The sequence below is a fragment of the Ruegeria atlantica genome, from assembly GCF_013032005.1.
Lineage (GTDB): Bacteria > Pseudomonadota > Alphaproteobacteria > Rhodobacterales > Rhodobacteraceae > Ruegeria > Ruegeria atlantica_A.
The window spans coordinates 1,141,958-1,160,810 of the sequence record NZ_WQBE01000001.1 but is presented as its reverse complement, the minus strand read 5'-3'; the positions used below and the strand labels follow the sequence as shown (position 1 = coordinate 1,160,810).

Below are 18,853 nucleotides of genomic sequence, written 5' to 3'. Positions count from 1 at the left end.
GCGACCTCGGCTTTGACCTTGGCTTCGACGGCGCTGTTGCCGTCTTCGCCATTGGCGGCCAGCCCGTCGACCACTTCGATGATCCAGTCGGCGATCTGGCGGAATTCGACCTCGCCAAAGCCGCGGGTGGTGCCGGCGGGCGAGCCCAGGCGGATGCCGCTGGTGACGGTCGGTTTTTCCGGGTCAAACGGTACGCCGTTCTTGTTGCAGGTGATATGCGCACGGCCCAGGGCCTTTTCAGTCGCGTTGCCCTTCACGCCTTTGGGGCGCAGGTCGACCAGCACCACATGGGTGTCGGTGCCGTGGGTCACCGTGTCCAGACCGCCCTTGATCAGTTGATCCGACAATGCCTGCGAATTGACGACGACCTGCTTGATATAGTCCTTGAACGCAGGCTGCAGAGCCTCGCCGAAGGCCACGGCCTTGGCCGCGATCACATGCATCAGCGGGCCGCCCTGAATGCCGGGGAAGATCGCCGAATTCACTTTCTTAGCGATATCTTCATCATTGGTCAGGATCATGCCACCACGCGGACCGCGCAGGGTCTTGTGCGTCGTGGTGGTCGCCACATGCGCATGCGGGAAGGGGCTGGGATGCTCGCCTGCGGCGACCAGACCGGCGAAATGCGCCATGTCGACGTGCAGATAGGCACCGACCATGTCGGCGATCTCGCGCATGCGGGCAAAGTCGATCACGCGCGGGATGGCCGAGCCTCCGGCGATGATCAGCTTGGGCTGGTGCTCTTTCGCCAGCGCCTCGACCTGATCATAATCCAGCATGTTGTCTTCCTTGCGGACGCCGTACTGCACCGCGTTGAACCACTTGCCCGACTGGTTCGGACGGGCGCCGTGGGTCAGGTGACCGCCTGCATCCAGGCTCATGCCCAGAATGGTGTCGCCGGGTTGGATCAGCGCCTGGAACACGCCCTGGTTGGCCTGGCTGCCCGAGTTCGGCTGCACGTTGGCAAACTCGCACCGAAACAGCTGCTTGGCGCGGTCGATGGCCAGGTTTTCAGCGATATCAACGAATTGGCAGCCGCCGTAATACCGCCGACCAGGATAGCCTTCGGCGTATTTGTTGGTCATCACCGAGCCCTGCGCCTCCATCACGGCGGCTGAGACGATGTTCTCGGACGCGATCAACTCGATCTCGTCGCGCTGGCGGCCCAGCTCAGATGTGATCGAGCCAAAAAGCTCAGGGTCACGGTCGGATAGGGATTGGGTGAAAAAACCGGTATCACGAAGATTAGCGTTCATGGGGGCTCCACAGGGCTGGGTAAGAATCTTGCGGATTTCCTATCGGAAACGATTCATATGCAAAAGCTGTAAAGCGACGATTTGGCCCGCTACGGCGTCAAGTCTGGCCTATTGGGGAAAGGTATGTTTGTTTCGGAACCAAATGTACAACACCGGAAACCGGAAAAGATGACAAAGAGAATCGCCTTTCTCGCAAGCGACGTCAAAGTGGCGCAATCTGCACGGGAAAGCCTTGTGAAACGGTATGGCAATGCAGCGCCCCGAGATGCGGATGTAGTGGTCGCGTTGGGGGGCGATGGATTCATGTTGCACACGCTGCACAACATGCAGCATCTGGACACGCCCGTTTATGGCATGAATCGCGGCACCATCGGGTTCTTGATGAATGAATTCCACAAGGACGATTTGTTGGACCGTTTGGCCGCGGCTGAAGAAGAGGTGATCAATCCGCTGGCGATGAAGGCCATGGATCAATCCGGCAAAATACACGAAGCGCTTGCGATCAACGAGGTATCGCTGCTGCGGGCTGGCCCGCAGGCCGCGCGTTTGAAGATCAGTGTCGATGGTCGGGTGCGGATGGATGAGTTGGTCTGCGATGGGGCCTTGTTGTCCACGCCCGCCGGATCAACGGCTTACAACTATTCGGCGCACGGGCCGATATTGCCTATTGGGTCGGATGTTCTGGCCTTGACGGCGATTGCCGCGTTCCGTCCACGCCGTTGGCGTGGGGCCCTGTTGCCCAAGATCGCGAAGGTTCGTTTCGACGTGCTGGACGCGGATAAACGTCCAGTCATGGCTGACGCGGATTCTGTTTCCTTTCCGGATATAGACTGGGTTGAGATTCGCTCGGAACCCACGATCCAACACCGTATTCTTTTCGATCCCGGGCACGGATTAGAAGAGCGTTTGATCTCGGAGCAGTTCACCTGATCTCTCAAAAGTGAACTTTTTCGAACTTGTGTGATCCAGTTCACAGGCGTTTGACTCACCCTTTGGTAATCTTAACTTGCCCGGAGAACACGCCAAGGTGGGAGTGAGTGGCCACCAGACGGCGTTTTCGAATGATTGCGCAGTTTTCGCGCCGGCGAGGGTAGGTGGTGCTACGCTCGTTGTCAGATTTCCGGGCTTATTTAAGCAAGCGGACCTCGGGTACAAGAACCCGGGGTCTATTTTTGTGATTGAGCGTATTCAAGTGCGCTCTTCCATATTTTGCCATAGCGGCAGGCACATATGACCCACGCGCGCTTCGATCGCGGCGGCGGCGTCAACGGCCATGTCCTCGCGCCACTGTCGCGCGGCGATCTGGATATTGATCGGTTGCGGCCCTTGCGGCAATTCGGCCAGACGCGCGGGCACACTAGCGGCAGGAAGCCCCAGGAAGTTCATCGCGTAGGAATAGACCGCGCAACCCAGAACCTCGTGCACGCCCTCGGGCCCTTCGGTGTCCCGGTCAGGTTTGAAGAAGGGCTGCGGCAGGAAGGGTGACAGGACCAAAGGATAATCCTGCATGAACAACGACCATTCCCGCGCATAGTGGCTGCGTTTTGCCATTACCTGCAGCAGTTCGGTGCCGAGAATGGGCGGAAACTCCTGAAAATAAACGTCAAAGATATCACGTATGGTTTCAGATCCGGCGGCCTCGATATCGCTTTTCAAAAGGGTTAGAACTTCGCCCATCAGCGCACGGTACCCGGTTCGGCCACAGTCGAAAACGTCCGGCGGCGAGACCTCTTCCACCTGATAGCCCGCGTCATTCAGCGCATCGCGCGCGGTGTCCAGGGCCCTGTCGACCTCTGGATGCAGCGCATAGCCAAAGGTGTCTTTGGTGAAGGCTACCTTGATAGGGCCACCCATCGGCGCACCGCGCCAAGGCATCGGGACGTGAAACGGATCACGCGGGTCTGCTGCAATCAGGCTGGGCATCGACAGGTGAAGGTCGGCAGCAGAGCGAGTGATCAGCCCTTGTACTGACATGGATTGCGCCAATAGTCCGCGCTCGGTTTGTTGGCTTGGGTTCCAGGCAGGCACGCGGCCCAGGCCGGGCTTTACGGTAACCCCACCGTTGGCGGCGGCTGGAAACCGCAAGCTGCCGCCAATGTCGTTGCCATGCGCCAACGCCCCGATTCCGGCCATTACGGCAGCCCCTGCGCCCCCTGACGAGCCGCCGGGCGAGATGTGCCGACCCCAGGGGTTCTGCGTGCGCCCATGCAGCGGGTTGTCTGTGTCAGCGCGGAACGAGAACTCGGGCGTGTTGGTGCGCCCGATCACCACCGCCCCAGCGTTTTGTAGGTTACGGACAATCGGCGCATCATCAGGCGCAATCACGTCTTTCAAGGCCACAACGCCATTTGAGGTGGCATGGCCCTTTTGATCGACATTGATTTTTATTGTGACTGGCACCCCGTGCAGCGGACCGGTTTGAGCGCCCTGTGTCCGCTTCTGATCAAGGGCGCGTGCGCGCTCCAACGCCTCGGCGCTCAAGTCCTCGACCACTGCGTTCAGGCCGGGGTTGGCCTGATGCATTCTGTCAACGGCGCTTTGCACCGCGTCCTCGGCGCTTAGATCCCCAATGCGGGTCAGGGCGGTCAGGTCGGTGGCGGTCAGACGCCAGATATCTGTATGTGTCATGGGGCCTCACTGTCTTGAGCAGACAGTAGGGGCCTTGTGTCCGGTTGCAAGGGAAAGCCGTGCAGCGGGCGACCAAAGGCCGCCCGAGGCTTGGCTACTGCGCAAAGCCGATGGATTTCAAAGCCACGGTGATTTCGTCCAGAATGGCCGGATCATCGATAGTTGCGGGCATTTTGAATTCCTTGCTGTCGGCAATCGACACCATTGTCCCGCGCAGAATTTTTCCGGATCGGGTCTTGGGCAGGCGATCCACCACAACGGCTTGTTTGAACGCCGCCACCGGGCCGATCTTTTCGCGCACCAGCTTGACCACATCCTGCACCACCTCGCCGTGGTCGCGATCGCAACCCGCGTTGAGACACAAGAAGCCTACCGGCATCTGACCCTTGAGTTGATCTGAAACACCGATCACTGCGCATTCGGCGACGTCAGGGTGGGCGGCCAGAACTTCCTCCATCCCACCGGTGGACAGGCGGTGACCCGCGACGTTGATCACGTCATCGGTACGCGCCATAATGTAGAGGTATCCTTCCTCATCAATCATGCCCGCATCGCCGGTTTCATAGTAGCCGGGGAATTGGTTGAGGTACGAGCTTTTGAACCGCTCTTTCGCATTCCACAGGGTTGGTAGTGTACCCGGGGGTAGCGGCAGCTTCACAGCAATCGCACCCAGTTCGCCGGGCTTCATCGGATGGCCACCTTCGTCCAGAATCTGCACGTCATAACCCGGCATCGGCTTGGCGGGAGACCCTAGCTTGACCGGCAATTCTTCGATCCCCAGCGGGTTTCCGGCAATAGTCCAGCCAGTTTCGGTTTGCCACCAGTGGTCGATCACCGGCACTTTCAGCGCGTCCTGTGCCCACTCGATCGTATCGGGGTCGGCGCGTTCACCGGCCAGAAACAAGGCGCGCAGGTTGGACAGGTCGTATTTTGCGATCAACTCACCCGAGGGATCCTCGCGCTTGACAGCGCGAATGGCGGTGGGGGCGGTGAAGAAGCTTTTGACCTTGTGTTCGGAAATCACCCGCCAGAAGGTGCCCGCATCGGGGGTGCCGACAGGTTTGCCTTCGAATACAATCGTGGTGTTGCCATGGATCAGCGGGGCATAGCAGATATAGGAGTGCCCCACGACCCAACCCACATCCGACGCCGCCCAAAAGACGTCTCCGGGGTCGACGTCATAGATGTTCTTCATCGTCCAGTTCAGTGCCACCAAATGACCAGCGGTGGGGCGCACCACGCCCTTGGGTGCGCCGGTGGTGCCCGAGGTATAGAGGATATAGGCCGGATCGTTGCCATCCACAGGCACACATTCCGCAGGTTCGACCCCGTATTGGAAGCCATGCCAGTTAAAGTCACGCCCCTCGATCAATTGCGCCACTTCCTGTTCACGCTGGAAAATCACGCAGAAATCGGGTTTGTGGCTGGCCATGTCGATGGCACCGTCCAGCAACGGTTTGTAGTGAACCACGCGGCCTGGCTCCATCCCGCAGGACGCGGCGATAATTGCTTTGGGCTTGGAATCGTCGATCCGCACCGCCAACTCGTTGCTGGCAAAGCCGCCGAACACCACTGAATGCACGGCCCCCAAACGGGCGCAGGCCAGCATCGCCTCAAGCGCTTCGGGGATCATCGGCATGTAGATGATGACGCGGTCGCCTTTTTCGATACCCTTTGCCCGCAATGCCCCTGCCAACGTGGCCACGCGGTTGCGCAGTTCGACATATGAAATCTCGCGCTTGGTGTGGGTGATGGGACTGTCATAGATGATGGCCGTTTGCTCGCCTCGGCCACTTTCGACATGGCGGTCCACCGCATTCCAGCATGTGTTGACCTTGGCATCGCAGAACCATTCATAAAGCGGCGCGTTGTCGTCAAACAGAGCCTTGGTCGGTGGTTGAACCCAATCGATCCCCTTAGCGGCCTCCATCCAGAACCCTTCTGGGTCGTTCTTCCAGCTTTCATATACGTCCTGATAGGCCATGGCGCCCTCCTCCAACACAGCTTTTGGAATGTGTTAGGCATCCTTAGCAAACCGGGCAAGCCGTGCAGCAGATGGCGCGTCAGTTTATCGCAAAATATTTGCAACTTCGGTCACATTGCTGTGCAAATTTTTGCAAAATACGTGCTTTTGAAAGGTTTGTTGGCAGGCGTGTAACGGTTTTGCAAATGTGCAAACTCTACCATGCAAATCATGCGCTACGCAGGAATCAACTTGGCTGGCGTTTTAGCGGGGCATAGGGTCGTGTCCCTTGGGCCGTCTCTGGCAAGTACCTAGTATAAAAGACACGGCGACACAGCATCAAGCGACGCGATGGCATCTGCAACACTGGTCGCAATACCATAACGTTTCCTGTGCACCGCGTAGCAATGACAGAGCTCTTTAGTCCTGTTCTACAGTTCGATCGGGGGGCGAACTAGCCGTAATGCGTGACCGGAGTGCCGCCAATCGCGGCCATGTTCAGCAATCCACGCGCGGTGATGGACGGGGTCACGATATGTGCCTTGTTCCCCATGCCCATCAGAATCGGCCCGACTTCAAGCCCGTCGGCTTTCATCTTCAGAATATTGCGCACGCCACTGGCCGCATCCGCATGAGCAAAAATCAACACGTTTGCGGCACCTTCTAGACGTGAGTTCGGGAAGATCCGCTCGCGCAGTTCCGGATCCAAAGCGGTGTCCAGGTTCATCTCGCCCTCATAGATGAAATCGCGGGGTTCGCTGTCCAGGATCGCAATGGCATCGCGCAGTCGCCTGCCGGACCCTTCGGCCTGATTGCCGAATTGCGATTGTGAGCAGAAGGCGATCTTGGGCTCGATTCCGAAACGGCGCACATGGCGGGCCGCGCCTATTGTGGTCTCGGCCAGTTCTTCAGGGGTGGGCAGTTGCCGCACATGGGTGTCTGCGATGAACAGGGGGCCATCTTCCAGGATCATCAGCGACAGGGCGCCATGGGGGCGCAAGTCGCCATCGTTGAGAACCTGCTCCACGTAGTTCAAATGCCAGCGGAATTCGCCGAACGTGCCGCAGATCATGCTGTCGGCTTCGTCGCGATGCACCATGATGGCCCCGATGGCCGTGTTGTTGGTGCGCATGATCGCCTTGGCCTGATCCGGGGTGACGCCGCGGCGTTGCATGATCTGGTGGTACGAGGACCAATAGTCGTAATAGCGCGGGTCGTCATGTGGGTTGACGATCTGAAAGTCTTGACCCGGACGTACCGCCAGCCCCAGCCGTTCACAACGGGTCTCGATCACTTCGGGGCGGCCAATCAGGATCGGGGTTTCGGTGGTTTCCTCAAGAATGGCCTGGGCCGCGCGCAGCACCCGCTCGTCCTCGCCCTCGGCAAAGACGATCCGGCGCGAGGCGACCGATGCGGCCTCAAAAACCGGGCGCATCAGCAGGGCGGATTTGAACACGGATTGGTTCAGGCGCTCTTTGTACGCCTCGAGATCGGCGATCGGGCGCTTGGCCACGCCACTTTCCATCGCAGCTTTGGCAACGGCCGAAGAGACCACACCAACAAGGCGGGGGTCAAAGGGCTTCGGGATCAGGTAATCCGGCCCGAATGTCAGTTGCTCACCCTTGTAAGCTGCGGCGGCTTCGGCGCTGGTGGTAGCGCGGGCCATTTCCGCGATACCCTCTACGCAGGCAATTTGCATCTCGTCATTGATCTCGGTCGCGCCTACATCCAAGGCACCGCGGAAGATGAATGGGAAACACAGAACATTGTTGACCTGATTGGGAAAGTCACTGCGCCCGGTGGCGATGATGGCATCCGGGGCCACCTCGCGCGCGGCTTGTGGCAAGATTTCCGGTGTCGGGTTCGCCAATGCGAAAATGATCGGGCGCTTGGCCATTTTTCCGACCATTTCCGGTTTTAGGACGTTGGGGCCGCTGAGGCCTAGGAACAGGTCGGCGTCACCGATCACGTCGTCCAGAGTGCGCAGGTCGGATTTTTGCGCGAATTGATCCTTATGCGGATTCATATCTTCGGCGCGGCCCTCATAGACCAGCCCATGAATGTCACACAGCCAGATGTTCTCGCGCTTTACGCCCAGTTTGACCAGCATGCTAAGGCACGCGATCCCTGCGGCTCCGCCGCCGGTCGAAACAACCTTGATGTCCTCGAATTTCTTCCCTGAAACGTGCAGTGCGTTTCTGGCAGCGGCGCCTACCACGATGGCGGTGCCGTGCTGATCGTCGTGAAAGACCGGAATGTTCATCCGCTCACGGCACAGCTTCTCGACGGTAAAGCAATCGGGTGCCTTGATGTCTTCCAGATTGATGGCGCCAAAGGTCGGTTCCAGCGCGCAAACGATATCGGCCAGCTTTTCAGGGTCGGGCTGCTCGACCTCAATATCAAAACAGTCGATCCCGGCGAATTTCTTGAACAGAACGGCCTTGCCTTCCATCACCGGCTTGGATGCCAGCGCGCCGATATTGCCCAACCCCAGAACCGCTGTCCCGTTCGAGACGACCGCCACCAGATTGCCGCGTGCCGTATAGTGTTCGGCCTCAGCCGCGTCAGCCTTAATCTCAAGGCAGGCCTCGGCCACGCCAGGGGAATACGCGCGGGCCAGATCACGGCCGTTTGCCATGGGTTTTGTCGCCTTGATCTCCAACTTTCCGGGCTTTGGATAGGCATGGTAATCAAGCGCTGCCTGCCGCAGGCTGGGTGTGTCGGACATGGCGTCTCAGCTCCGTTTCCAAATTTGATTTAGCCTTAAACTATTTTTTTCTGCTTGGCTACGTTGTGCGACTTAATTCGGCAAACAAGGCCGTTTTGTCGCTGTGGTTGCTTTCCGTGGCAAAAGACTTAAACTCCCGCGACTTTCGAACACACCCCCTTCTGGACCGAGAATAACAGCATGCGCTCTAAAGAAAACGGCGAGGTTGATAAGACTCTATCGCTGAATACCGGCAAGTTTGGAACTGAACATTTTGCGTTTCGCGCAGCCCTTGTTCTGGCCATGTTGGTATTGTGTGCGATTTCAGTGTGGCCGATGCAGGCCGAGGCATTCAACCAGGAAGGCGGTCTGATCGAAACGGGTTCGGCCGCGGCATTGCTGGTGGCTGGTATCGCCGCATTGGTACGGTATCGCGGGATCAGCCGGTTATACATCGGCGTGGTTCTGCTGCTGTTGGCGGAACGAGAGCTTGAGGCTGATATTTATGCCGTAGACAGTGTTCCGTACTTCATTCTGCACGGGATGGATGTTCTTCTGGATATGACGATTGTGCGTGTAATTCTGGCGGTGATCGTACTGGGCGGGGTTTTCTGGCATGGGGTTCCAAATGGGTGGCGGGCACTTAAGGAACGGGCGCCATTTCTGCTGGTGTTCTTTCTGGCGGGTATGTGTGCCGTCGTGGCGCAGGGTCTGGAAGAGGTCAGCAGCGCCTTGGGTGACCAGATGACGACCATCATGGCAACTCGCCTATTCGTGCTGGAAGAAACGCTGGAGATGTTCTTTTCGATTGGCATTTTGGCCGCCGTTCTGATCGGATGGCCAAAATCCAAACCCGATGGAACATCAGATGAGCAAATCCCAAACTCGGACATGCGCTGAAATCCGCCTGCCCACGCAGGAACTGCGCAACGACATCCCGTTTTATACAAAGGTTCTGGGGATGCGGATGGACATGATCTATCCCGCCGACGATCCGCGCACCGCCGTGTTTTCCGGCCACGGCCTGCGTGTGCGGATCGAAAAAGACGCGCCCGAGACCCCCGGCACGTTGCGCATCCTGACAGACAACCCGGATGAGTTTGCAGGTGGCCAGCGCAATCTGGTGGCCCCCAACGGCACACGGATCGAGATTGATGAGTTGAACCCGCCAATGGTCATGCCGGAAACGGTGCATTCTTTCGTGGTGCGCCGGCTCAAGGATCAGGCCCCGTGGATCATCGGGCGGGCCGGAATGCATTACCGTGATTTGGTGCCAGACCGGTTGGGCGGATCGATCATCGCCAGCCATATCCGCATTCCTGACGGCGGGCCGGTGCCGGACATGGTGCATTTTCACAAGGTCGGTTTTCAGCTGATTTTCTGCATCCACGGATGGGTGGATGTGGTTTATGAGGATCAAGGCGACAAGATGCGCCTGACCGCGGGCGATTGCTTTATCCAGCCGCCTGAAATCCGCCACCGCGTGCTTGAGGCCTCGGACAATGTGCAGGTGATCGAAATTGGTGTCCCTGCAGAACACGTCACCGAAATTGATCATGAAATGGACCTGCCCACGCCCCATTACCGCCCTGACAGGGAATGGCAAGGCCAGCGGTTTGTCTTCAATCAGGCCGAAGGGGCCGAATGGGTCCCGTTCCGCCTGCCGGGTTATATCTGCCGCGACACCACGATTGCCGAGAACACCAAAGGCGTTGCCGGGGTGCAGGTCGTGCGCAAGGGGCAGGGCAATCCGGTTTGGGCTGCACACAACACCGATATTCACTTTACCTTTGTCATGGGGGGCGAGGTCACGCTGGAGGGCGAAGGTCGTAATCCCTATCGGCTGGAGCAGGGCGACGCCTTTGTCATCCCACCCGGCATGCGCACACGTCTGTCCGACCCGTCCGAGGATATTGAACTGCTTGAGGTCACCTTGCCCGGTACGTTCAACACAACGCTGGACTAAGAGGATTTTGGCCCAGGAATTTGCTGTCCAGGGCTTCAACTCCCCGGTCGGTTTCATTTAGGGTATGACTTTCTGACCAGATGATCAAAAATTGGGGAATCGCCATGACTTTGAAAGATGCAGCACTGTCTGTCCGGGAAAAAGCTTATGCGCCCTATTCCAATTTCAAGGTTGGCGCAGCGATCCGAGCAGCGTCGGGCCAGGTATTTGCAGGCTGTAACGTCGAAAACGTAGCCTATCCCGAAGGCACCTGCGCCGAGGCTGGTGCCATCGCTGCTATGGTCGCAGCAGGCGAACAGGAATTGACCGAAGTCTACGTGGTTGCCTCCTCGCCGCAGCCGGTGCCGCCCTGTGGGGGGTGCCGACAGAAACTGGCCGAGTTCGGCAATCGTGACGTCAAGGTGACCTTGGCCAGCGTCGATGGCGCCGAACTGGAAACCACCATCGGTGACCTTCTGCCGGGTGCATTTGACGCCTCGCACATGGCGGATGTCTGAGGCTATGGACGCCCGTTCGATCATTGCCAAGTTGCGCCGCGAACAAGTGCCCAGCGCGGAGGAACTGACCTGGTTCGCGCAGGGCCTTGCCGACGGTGGTGTCAGCGACGCGCAGGCGGGGGCCTTTGCCATGGCCGTCTGCATGGGTGGGCTGGGCGCGCAGGGCCGCGCCGATCTGACGGTGGCGATGCGGGACAGCGGAGACGTTCTAAGCTGGGATTTCGATGGCCCGGTAATCGACAAACACTCGACCGGAGGGGTCGGCGACAGCGTCAGTTTGGTGCTGGCCCCAGCGCTGGCCGAATTGGGGGCTTATGTCCCGATGATCTCAGGCCGTGGGTTGGGTCATACCGGCGGTACGCTGGACAAGCTTGAGGCCATTCCGGGCGTCAGTACCCAGATCGGGCAGGATCGTCTGACCCAGATCCTGCGCGATACCGGTGCGGCCATTGTCGGGGCGACCGGGCAGATCGCGCCTGCGGACAAGCGGCTTTATGCGATCCGCGACGTAACGGCGACGGTGGAAAGCCTGGACCTGATCACCGCGTCGATCTTGTCCAAGAAACTGGCAGCGAGCCCCGAAGCTTTGGTGCTGGACGTCAAGGTGGGCAGCGGCGCGTTCATGAAAACGCTGGAAGACGCCCGCAAGCTGGCAAAGGCCCTGACGGAAACTGCAAATGCAGCAGGGTGCCGGACGTCGGCGGTGATTACGGACATGCACCAACCTTTGGCTCCGGCGCTGGGCAATGCGTTGGAGGTGGTCGAGGTGATGAATGTCCTGACCCACGACCATTACGCTCCATTGGCTGAAATTTCGGCGGAACTGGGCGGGGTTTTGCTGGCCGATGCCGGTATGTTCGCAACCGCCGATGAGGGGCGCGACAAGATCACTGGTGTGATCCGCGATGGCCGTGCGGCGGAACGGTTCGGCCGTATGATGGCCGCCGTGGGCGGGCCGCTACAGTTTGTAGACAACTGGTCACGCTACCTGCCCGAAGCAAGCGTGATCCTTGAAGTTCCGGCAACGGATGCGGGCTACATTGCGGCAATCGACGGTGAGGCGCTGGGCCTCGCCGTGGTCGCCTTGGGTGGTGGGCGGCAGGTCGAAGACGACGTCATCGACCCCGCGGTTGGTTTGTCGGGCATTGTTCGTCTGGGGGACAAGGTCGACAAAGGCACTCCCTTGGCCGTGGTCCACGCAGCCCGCGAAGACGCGGCACGACAGGCGGCCGACACGGTCCTGCGGGCCATCACGATAGGCAAAGACACAGCCATGACCCCAACGCTTGTGCATGAAAGGATCAGGCCGTGACCCGTGCCTTTCTGGTGGTGATGGACTCGGTGGGCATCGGCGGTGCACCGGATGCGGACCGCTTTTTTAACGGAGAAACCCCCGATACCGGGGCCAACACGCTGGCCCATATAGCTCAGGCCTGCGCTGACGGACGGGCAGAAGACGGTCGCACAGGGCCATTGCACCTGCCCAATCTGGATGCGCTGGGCTTGGGGGCCGCGACACGCCTGGCATCGGGCGCAGAAACGCCCGGATTGCAGGTCACTCCCGCAGGTCTATGGGGCTGCGCGCGCGAGCATTCACCGGGCAAGGATACGCCTTCGGGACATTGGGAACTGGCCGGGCTGCCGGTGCCGTGGGATTGGTACTATTTCCCGGATAAAACGCCGTCCTTCCCGCCTGATTTAGCGCGTGCCGCCGCCGAGGCCGCCGGAACCGGCGGCATTCTGGGTGATTGCCACGCCTCGGGTACGGCCATCATTGCCGAATTGGGGCCCGAGCATATGCGGACCGGATGGCCTATCTGCTACACCTCAGCCGACAGCGTGTTCCAGATCGCCGCGCATGAGGAAAGCTTTGGTCTCGACCGCTTGTTAGGCATGTGTAAAGCGTTGGCCCCACGTCTGCACGAAATGAAAGTTGGGCGCGTTATCGCGCGACCCTTCGTCGGATCGCCAGAAGACGGGTTCACCCGCACCACTAACCGCAAGGATTTCGCCATCCTACCACCCGCGCCGGTTCTGACCAACTGGGCACAAGATGCCGGTCGGCGCGTGCATGCGGTGGGTAAGATAGGTGACATTTTCTCGATGCAGGGGATCGACACTTTACGTAAGGGCTCGGATGCCGAATTGATGGGGCATTTGTCCGATCTGGTTGATGACGCCGAAGAGGGCAGCCTGACCTTCGCCAATTTCGTCGAGTTCGACAGCCTTTACGGCCACCGTCGCGACATCAGCGGGTATGCCCGCGCGCTTGAATGGTTCGACCGTGAAATCGGCTTGATCCTGCAAAAGCTGCGCCCCGGAGATCTGATGCTGCTGACTGCTGATCACGGTAACGATCCCAGTTGGATCGGCACGGACCACACGCGCGAACAAGTGCCTGTTCTGATCGCAGGGCAAGGTGCAGGCCGGATTGGTGCGATCAATTTCGCCGACGTCGCCGCCAGCATAGCACACCACCTGAATATTCCGGCACAGGGGCCGGGGAAGAGTTTTCTATGACCGTCGCAGACTTGCCAAAGATCGAGCTACACCTGCATCACGAAGGCGCGGCCCCGCCCGCCTTTATCCGCCAGTTGGCGCATGAAAAGCGCATTGACCTGAGCGGAATTTTCAAGCCGGACGGTAGCTATGACTTCCGCGATTTCGCCCATTTTCTCAGCGTCTATGAGGCCGCTTGCGAAGTATTGAAAACGCCCGAGGATTTCCGCCGTCTCACCCTCGCGATCCTCGAAGAAAGTGCGGCAAATGGTGTAGTGTATTCCGAAACCTTCCTGAGTCCTGATTTCTGCGGTGGCGGGGATTTGGATGCTTGGCGCGATTACCTGAGTGCTATTCAGGACGCGGCGGACGAGGCCGAGCGCAAGTTCGACATCACCTTGCGTGGCGTCGTTACCTGTGTCCGCCATTTTGGGCCGGAGCAGGCCAAGATCAGCGCCCATTGCGCTGCAGAAACCGCCGGAGATTGGATTACGGGTTTCGGCATGGGTGGTAATGAGTCTATTGGCACGCAGAGCGATTACAAATGGGCCTATGACTGCGCGCGCGAGGCCGGGTTGCGCCTGACCACCCACGCCGGAGAGTTCGGCGGCCCCAAAAGCGTGCGCGATGCGATCCGCGATCTGGGGGTGGAACGGATCGGTCACGGTGTCCGTGCTATCGAAGACCCGGACCTGATCCGCGAACTGGTCGACCGTGAAATCACGCTCGAGGTTTGCCCCGGATCAAATGTGGTTCTGGGCTTGTTTCCCAATTTCGACGTCCACCCGATTGCGAAACTGCGCGATGCAGGCGTCAAAGTCACCGTTTCCACCGATGACCCGCCGTTTTTTCATACCACCATGCGGCGTGAATATGAGATGCTGGGCAAAGCCTTCGGTTGGGAGGCCGAGGACTTTGCCGCCCTGAACGACACGGCCCTTGCGGCTGCCTTTTGCGATGATGACACCCGCGCGCGGGTCAAGAAAAGACTGGAGAGATCATGAGCGAACACCTGACCGTCGTTGACCACCCGCTGGTGCAGCACAAACTGACGCTCATGCGGGACAAGGGCACGTCCACTGCCGTGTTCCGCCAATTGCTGCGTGAGATCACATTGCTGCTGGCCTATGAGGTCACGCGCGAGCTGAAGTTGACCACACGCCACATCGAAACCCCGATGGAGGAGATGGACGCTCCCATTCTGGCCGGCAAGAAACTGGCGCTGGTGTCGATCCTGCGCGCCGGGAACGGGATGCTGGACGGGGTGTTGGAATTGATTCCCTCGGCCCGCGTTGGATTTGTTGGTCTCTACCGGGATGAGGAAACGCTGAAACCGGTACAGTACTACTTCAAAGCCCCCGAAGGGCTGAAGGACCGTCTGGTCATCGCCGTTGACCCGATGCTGGCTACCGGCAACAGCTCGGCCGCAGCGATTGATTTGCTGAAAGAGGCCGGGGCCACCGATATCCGGTTTTTGTGCCTGCTGGCCGCACCCGAAGGCGTGGAGCGCATGAAAGAAGCCCACCCGGATGTCAAAATCGTCACCGCGGCATTGGATCGGGAATTGAATTCAAAAGGCTATATCATGCCTGGTCTCGGCGATGCGGGTGACCGGATGTTTGGCACCAAGTAAGCTATTCGCCGCAGATATTTTGCAACCGGACCCAATCGCGGTCCGGCAGTACCTGTTGCAAGGGGCGGCCCGCCATCGGGTCGGCCTCGATCAGGCCCAGAACCGTCTCACCCGTGACATCCACGGCATAGGCGTATGGTGTCGACGGTAGCGCGGCCTGGGCGAACACTTCTAACAGATCATCCTCGGGCAGAGACGGGCGCGGTTCGGACAGAACCTGTTCGGTGTAAGCGTCGATATTCGCCGGCGTCAGCTCTCCGGTCGTCAACAAACGGAAAGCCGTTGTGGCGCCGGTGCGGTCCAGCAGATCATCCAACGGGTCCTGCGCCTGCGTGCGGGCACGTTCGGCGATGACGTAGCCAGCTGCGACCGATGGGTCCTCGTGATCTTCGACCAGCGCCCGGTTCAGCAAAACGATCCCACCCGGCAGACTAAGGCTTGTCTGCACGCCTGCGGGCAGAATGACGATTTTCCGAACGCCGGTGCGCGCGGCCAACTGATCAAGCGCTGCCTGCGCATCTTCGGACGTACAGGCCCGCCCCGAGACCCGCTCGATCCGCTGCAGGATGGTATTCCCGATATCCGCGCGTTTGATGTCAGGCACAACCGAGACGACATGGTTTTGCAGCGCAGCCGGCATCCACAGCAGCAACAGCGCGGCAACGGCGGCCACCACACCCGCAACACTGAGCCAACGCAACCGGCCGGGATGCGGTCGCGCCCGGTCGATGGCGCGCTGCAGGCGGTCGATGGCCTCGATCATCGTGGTCTCAGTTTCCTCCAGCTCCAGCGTTTCGTCCGGGTCACCGTCGGGGTTGAACAGGGCCGGAAAATCGCCGGGATTCTGGCGCACCAACGCGGCCAGGGACCAATGAGTCAGCGCCTGTTCGTTGAAGTCCGAGATCGTCAGCGTGGCCTCACCAATCGACACCACCACCTCGCGCCGCTGCACATCGGGCGAGGGACGCCACAGACCGGTCGCTTCGATCCGCTGGTACTGTTTAAGTGCTGTCTTCAAGGTGAGGAATGCTCGTACTTATTTTGTTTCAGCTTAGCATGGTAAAATCCAAAGGCGCAAACCTGTTGCGCGCCGATTTGTAATTGTGCTGTATATCGCGACGCGCGGCAGATCAGAGTGTCACGCACCACTTTGCTACTGGGGTGCAAAATGCAGGCAGATACTCAGACCTCACCGATATTGGCCTCGGTCCTGATGGTCAGCGCCATGGCGATCCTTGGGGTCATCGACAACGTGGTGATCTTATTGGCCGAAACGATCGGCCTGTGGCAGTTCCACCTGATCCGCGCCCTGATGATGCTGCCTCTGATCGTCGTCCTGTCTTTGTTGGGAATGGGCAGCTTGCGCCCGCGGCGTTTGGGGCCAGTTATTCTGCGCAGTGTGCTGATTACACTGGCTTTGCTGTTCTATTTTGCCTCACTGGCGCTGATGCCGATTGCGCAGGCACTGGCGGGCCTGTTCACATCCCCGATTTTTGTGATGTTGATCTCGGCACTGGCAATGGGGCAGAGGATCGGCCCCTGGCGCATTCTGGCAGTTGTAATCGGGTTCTCGGGGACCTTGTGCGTATTGCAACTCAACCCTTATGAGTTTGACGCCAAGACGCTGCTACCAGTGGCAGGAGGGTTATTTTATGCCCTCAGTTCCCTCGTCACACGCAGCCACTGCGCACAGGAAAGCACAGTCGCCCTGTTGGCGGCCATGATTATCACGCTTGGGCTTGCTGGGGCGATTGGGTTGGCTGTGTTCTCGTTCGTGCCACATTCCTTCCCCGACGGGTTCGTGACGCGCGGTATGGTCTGGCAGATGCAACCCGCGTTGATCTGGGTCGTCATACAGGCGGTCGGCTCAACCATTGCAGTCTTCATGTTGATCAAATCCTATCAGATCGGTGAGACCTCTTATGTAGCTGTGTTCGAATATTCGGTGATGATTTTCGGCCCGCTATTCGCCTGGGTGGCACTGAGTCAGACGATTGGTGTCATGCAAATTTTGGGGATTGGCTTGATCGCGGCAGCGGGTGCGTTGCTGGGCTGGCGCTCAAAGCGCGCGGCCGCGCTGGGAGAGGCGGCGTGATCATCTCGCCTGGGCGCGGCTATGTGTTCGTTCATATTCCCAAAACCGGCGGCACGTCTTTGGCGCACGCGCTGGAAGCACGGGCGATGAAGGATGACATCCTGATTGGGGATACTCCCAAAGCTGTGAGGCGCCGCAATCGGGCCAAGGCGCTGAAGGGCAGGGGACGGTTATGGAAACACTCGACCCTGACCGATATTGACGGAGTTCTGTCGATCCCTGAATTGCAGGCTCTGACCGCTTTCACCATGGTGCGCAACCCGTGGGATCGGATCGTCAGCTATTTTCACTGGCTGCGCGTGCAAGGCTTTGACCACCCGGCGGTTTCGCTGGCAAAGGCTTTGACTTTTGACCAGTTTGTATTGCACCCCGATACGACACAGTCATTCCGACGGAACCCGGCGCGGCACTATATGACCCGTGCGGATGGAGTCGAACAATGCCGGTTCTACATTCGGCTGGAATACTTCGATCAGGATGCGGCCCCATTGTTCGACCATTTGGGTTTTCACCTAAGCTTACCCAGGCTCAATCGATCCGAGCGATTGGAAGATTACCGCGAGTATTATTCGGATCAGACCGCCAATGCTGTGGCCGAGGCCTGTGCTGAAGACATCGCTAGATTCGGCTATGCATTTGATGCGATTGACCGCGCATAGTTTCCAATTCGAGCCCAATTTTATTAATTTTCGCGGTGTTGTTTGGGTGTAGGTCGTTTATCGACCCCGAATTGGCCCAAATCTGGCCGTAATATGTCAAAAATAAGTCATCCTACTTAATCCTGTGTTAATCATCGAACGTAGTTGTAGTGAGTAAAGAGTGGGTTCGGTTCTTGTTGAAAGTAGAGAGTGTCATTGATTTTGCAGAGCGTTCTGAGTACCAGGGCACCGCTGAACCGCAGGCCGCGTTGAACGCACGCCGGGGCGGTCTGGTACATGGAACCAAGGTTGCAACCAAAGGTGGATGGAAGCTGGTAGAAGAGCTTCAGGTTGGCGACCTCATTCGTACATTGGACAATGGTTTCAAGGCGATAAATCGCGTTGCGACGGATTGCATTACGGTGCCGCCCGATGAAACCAATGCTGATAGCATGCCGGTGCGCATACCTTCACATGCGGCCTATAATGGTCGGCCGGTCTGGCTGATGCCGGAACAGGGCGTGGCGTTGGATAACACCAAGCTGGACCATGATCCGATCGCGCTGCCGGTCAGCCTGCCTGTTGTTTCGGCAAGGTTGCTGAGCGGCATGTTTCGCATCACTTCGAATGTGCCTGCGTCCTGTTTCGATATCAGCACCCTGTTCTTCGATCAGGATGAGGTGATCTATATCGAGGGCGGCTTCCGGGCCTTCTGCCCCTCGGGGCGTTTTGGATCACGTAATGTCCCTGGTAGGGCGTCATATAAGGTTGTCTCGGCCGAGGCCGCTGCGGATTTGATCTATCTGACCGGAAGACGCCGCGATATTGCCGTTCTGGCCAATTCACTGGGCTCGCTGCCTGCACCGATTTTTGATCACCCGATTGTACCGACCAGACCGGCCAGAGGCGCACGTCGTCCTGGGCGCCCGGGACGGCCCGTCATGATGATCTGACTGGGAAGCTGTATCTGA

General features: G+C 58.9%; 16 protein-coding genes. 11 read left to right on the top strand and 5 right to left on the bottom strand.

Features of this window, described 5'->3' with window-relative positions; all coding sequences use genetic code 11:
• The coding region (glyA, locus tag GOX21_RS05790; RefSeq protein WP_170485373.1) for a serine hydroxymethyltransferase at positions 1–1,256 on the bottom strand (1,256 nt) is incomplete at its 3' end.
• A gap of 168 nt (positions 1,257–1,424) precedes the next feature.
• Between glyA and GOX21_RS05785 the strand changes: the two genes are divergently transcribed.
• Positions 1,425–2,186: an NAD kinase gene (locus GOX21_RS05785; RefSeq protein ID WP_254428452.1), complete on the top strand. Its 762-nt coding sequence runs from the start codon at positions 1,425–1,427 to the stop codon at positions 2,184–2,186.
• Between the two features lie 258 nt (positions 2,187–2,444).
• Here the strand turns inward: GOX21_RS05785 and GOX21_RS05780 are convergent, their stop codons facing one another.
• From GOX21_RS05780 to GOX21_RS05770, 3 genes are all read right to left on the bottom strand, one after another.
• On the bottom strand, positions 2,445–3,884 hold the full coding sequence (locus tag GOX21_RS05780) for an amidase family protein (RefSeq protein WP_170376057.1): 1,440 nt from the start codon (positions 3,882–3,884) through the stop codon (positions 2,445–2,447).
• Between the two features lie 94 nt (positions 3,885–3,978).
• Complete coding sequence (gene prpE / locus GOX21_RS05775) at positions 3,979–5,868, bottom strand: propionate-CoA ligase PrpE (RefSeq protein ID WP_170376055.1); 1,890 nt, start codon at positions 5,866–5,868, stop codon at positions 3,979–3,981.
• A 433-nt stretch (positions 5,869–6,301) separates the two neighbouring features.
• Complete coding sequence (locus tag GOX21_RS05770) at positions 6,302–8,575, bottom strand: NADP-dependent malic enzyme (RefSeq protein ID WP_170376053.1); 2,274 nt, start codon at positions 8,573–8,575, stop codon at positions 6,302–6,304.
• 180 nt (positions 8,576–8,755) lie between these two features.
• On the opposite strand from GOX21_RS05770, the gene GOX21_RS05765 reads away from it, so the two are divergent.
• From GOX21_RS05765 to upp, 7 genes are all read left to right on the top strand, one after another.
• Positions 8,756–9,454, top strand: coding sequence for a hypothetical protein (locus GOX21_RS05765; protein ID WP_170376051.1), 699 nt, complete (start codon positions 8,756–8,758; stop codon positions 9,452–9,454).
• Positions 9,423–10,520, top strand: a complete 1,098-nt coding sequence (locus GOX21_RS05760) for a cupin domain-containing protein (RefSeq protein WP_170376049.1) — start codon at positions 9,423–9,425, stop codon at positions 10,518–10,520. Before GOX21_RS05765 ends, GOX21_RS05760 begins: the two co-directional genes overlap by 32 nt.
• A 104-nt stretch (positions 10,521–10,624) precedes the next feature.
• Positions 10,625–11,017: a cytidine deaminase gene (locus GOX21_RS05755; protein ID WP_170359280.1), complete on the top strand. Its 393-nt coding sequence runs from the start codon at positions 10,625–10,627 to the stop codon at positions 11,015–11,017.
• 4 nt (positions 11,018–11,021) lie between these two features.
• Positions 11,022–12,329: a thymidine phosphorylase gene (locus GOX21_RS05750; protein ID WP_170376136.1), complete on the top strand. Its 1,308-nt coding sequence runs from the start codon at positions 11,022–11,024 to the stop codon at positions 12,327–12,329.
• Positions 12,326–13,537: a phosphopentomutase gene (locus tag GOX21_RS05745; RefSeq protein WP_170376047.1), complete on the top strand. Its 1,212-nt coding sequence runs from the start codon at positions 12,326–12,328 to the stop codon at positions 13,535–13,537. The genes GOX21_RS05750 and GOX21_RS05745 overlap by 4 nt, the downstream gene beginning before the upstream one ends.
• Positions 13,534–14,520, top strand: a complete 987-nt coding sequence (locus GOX21_RS05740) for an adenosine deaminase (protein WP_170376045.1) — start codon at positions 13,534–13,536, stop codon at positions 14,518–14,520. The genes GOX21_RS05745 and GOX21_RS05740 overlap by 4 nt, the downstream gene beginning before the upstream one ends.
• A complete protein-coding gene (upp, locus tag GOX21_RS05735; protein ID WP_170349314.1) occupies positions 14,517–15,149 on the top strand; it encodes a uracil phosphoribosyltransferase in 633 nt (210 codons plus the stop codon). Before GOX21_RS05740 ends, upp begins: the two co-directional genes overlap by 4 nt.
• Position 15,150: 1 nt before the next feature.
• Here the strand turns inward: upp and GOX21_RS05730 are convergent, their stop codons facing one another.
• Entirely contained in the window at positions 15,151–16,167 is a 1,017-nt protein-coding gene (locus tag GOX21_RS05730; RefSeq protein WP_170359276.1) for a hypothetical protein, read from the bottom strand.
• Positions 16,168–16,317: 150 nt separating this feature from the next.
• Between GOX21_RS05730 and GOX21_RS05725 the strand changes: the two genes are divergently transcribed.
• From GOX21_RS05725 to GOX21_RS05715, 3 genes are all read left to right on the top strand, one after another.
• Positions 16,318–17,244: a DMT family transporter gene (locus GOX21_RS05725; RefSeq protein WP_170359274.1), complete on the top strand. Its 927-nt coding sequence runs from the start codon at positions 16,318–16,320 to the stop codon at positions 17,242–17,244.
• Positions 17,241–17,903, top strand: coding sequence for a sulfotransferase family 2 domain-containing protein (locus GOX21_RS05720; protein ID WP_170376043.1), 663 nt, complete (start codon positions 17,241–17,243; stop codon positions 17,901–17,903). The genes GOX21_RS05725 and GOX21_RS05720 overlap by 4 nt, the downstream gene beginning before the upstream one ends.
• 173 nt (positions 17,904–18,076) lie before the next feature.
• Positions 18,077–18,835, top strand: a complete 759-nt coding sequence (locus GOX21_RS05715) for a Hint domain-containing protein (RefSeq protein WP_254428451.1) — start codon at positions 18,077–18,079, stop codon at positions 18,833–18,835.
• Positions 18,836–18,853 lie beyond the last annotated feature (18 nt).

Excerpts from the sequence above, each read along its gene's own strand:
- GOX21_RS05785 (WP_254428452.1), top strand. The coding sequence starts at position 1,425 with ATGACAAAGAGAATCGCCTTTCTCGCAAGCGACGTCAAAGTGGCGCAA.
- GOX21_RS05780 (WP_170376057.1), bottom strand. The coding sequence starts at position 3,884 with ATGACACATACAGATATCTGGCGTCTGACCGCCACCGACCTGACCGCC.
- prpE (WP_170376055.1), bottom strand. The coding sequence starts at position 5,868 with ATGGCCTATCAGGACGTATATGAAAGCTGGAAGAACGACCCAGAAGGG.
- GOX21_RS05770 (WP_170376053.1), bottom strand. The coding sequence starts at position 8,575 with ATGTCCGACACACCCAGCCTGCGGCAGGCAGCGCTTGATTACCATGCC.
- GOX21_RS05765 (WP_170376051.1), top strand. The coding sequence starts at position 8,756 with ATGCGCTCTAAAGAAAACGGCGAGGTTGATAAGACTCTATCGCTGAAT.
- GOX21_RS05760 (WP_170376049.1), top strand. The coding sequence starts at position 9,423 with ATGAGCAAATCCCAAACTCGGACATGCGCTGAAATCCGCCTGCCCACG.
- GOX21_RS05755 (WP_170359280.1), top strand. The coding sequence starts at position 10,625 with ATGACTTTGAAAGATGCAGCACTGTCTGTCCGGGAAAAAGCTTATGCG.
- GOX21_RS05750 (WP_170376136.1), top strand. The coding sequence starts at position 11,022 with ATGGACGCCCGTTCGATCATTGCCAAGTTGCGCCGCGAACAAGTGCCC.
- GOX21_RS05740 (WP_170376045.1), top strand. The coding sequence starts at position 13,534 with ATGACCGTCGCAGACTTGCCAAAGATCGAGCTACACCTGCATCACGAA.
- upp (WP_170349314.1), top strand. The coding sequence starts at position 14,517 with ATGAGCGAACACCTGACCGTCGTTGACCACCCGCTGGTGCAGCACAAA.
- GOX21_RS05725 (WP_170359274.1), top strand. The coding sequence starts at position 16,318 with ATGCAGGCAGATACTCAGACCTCACCGATATTGGCCTCGGTCCTGATG.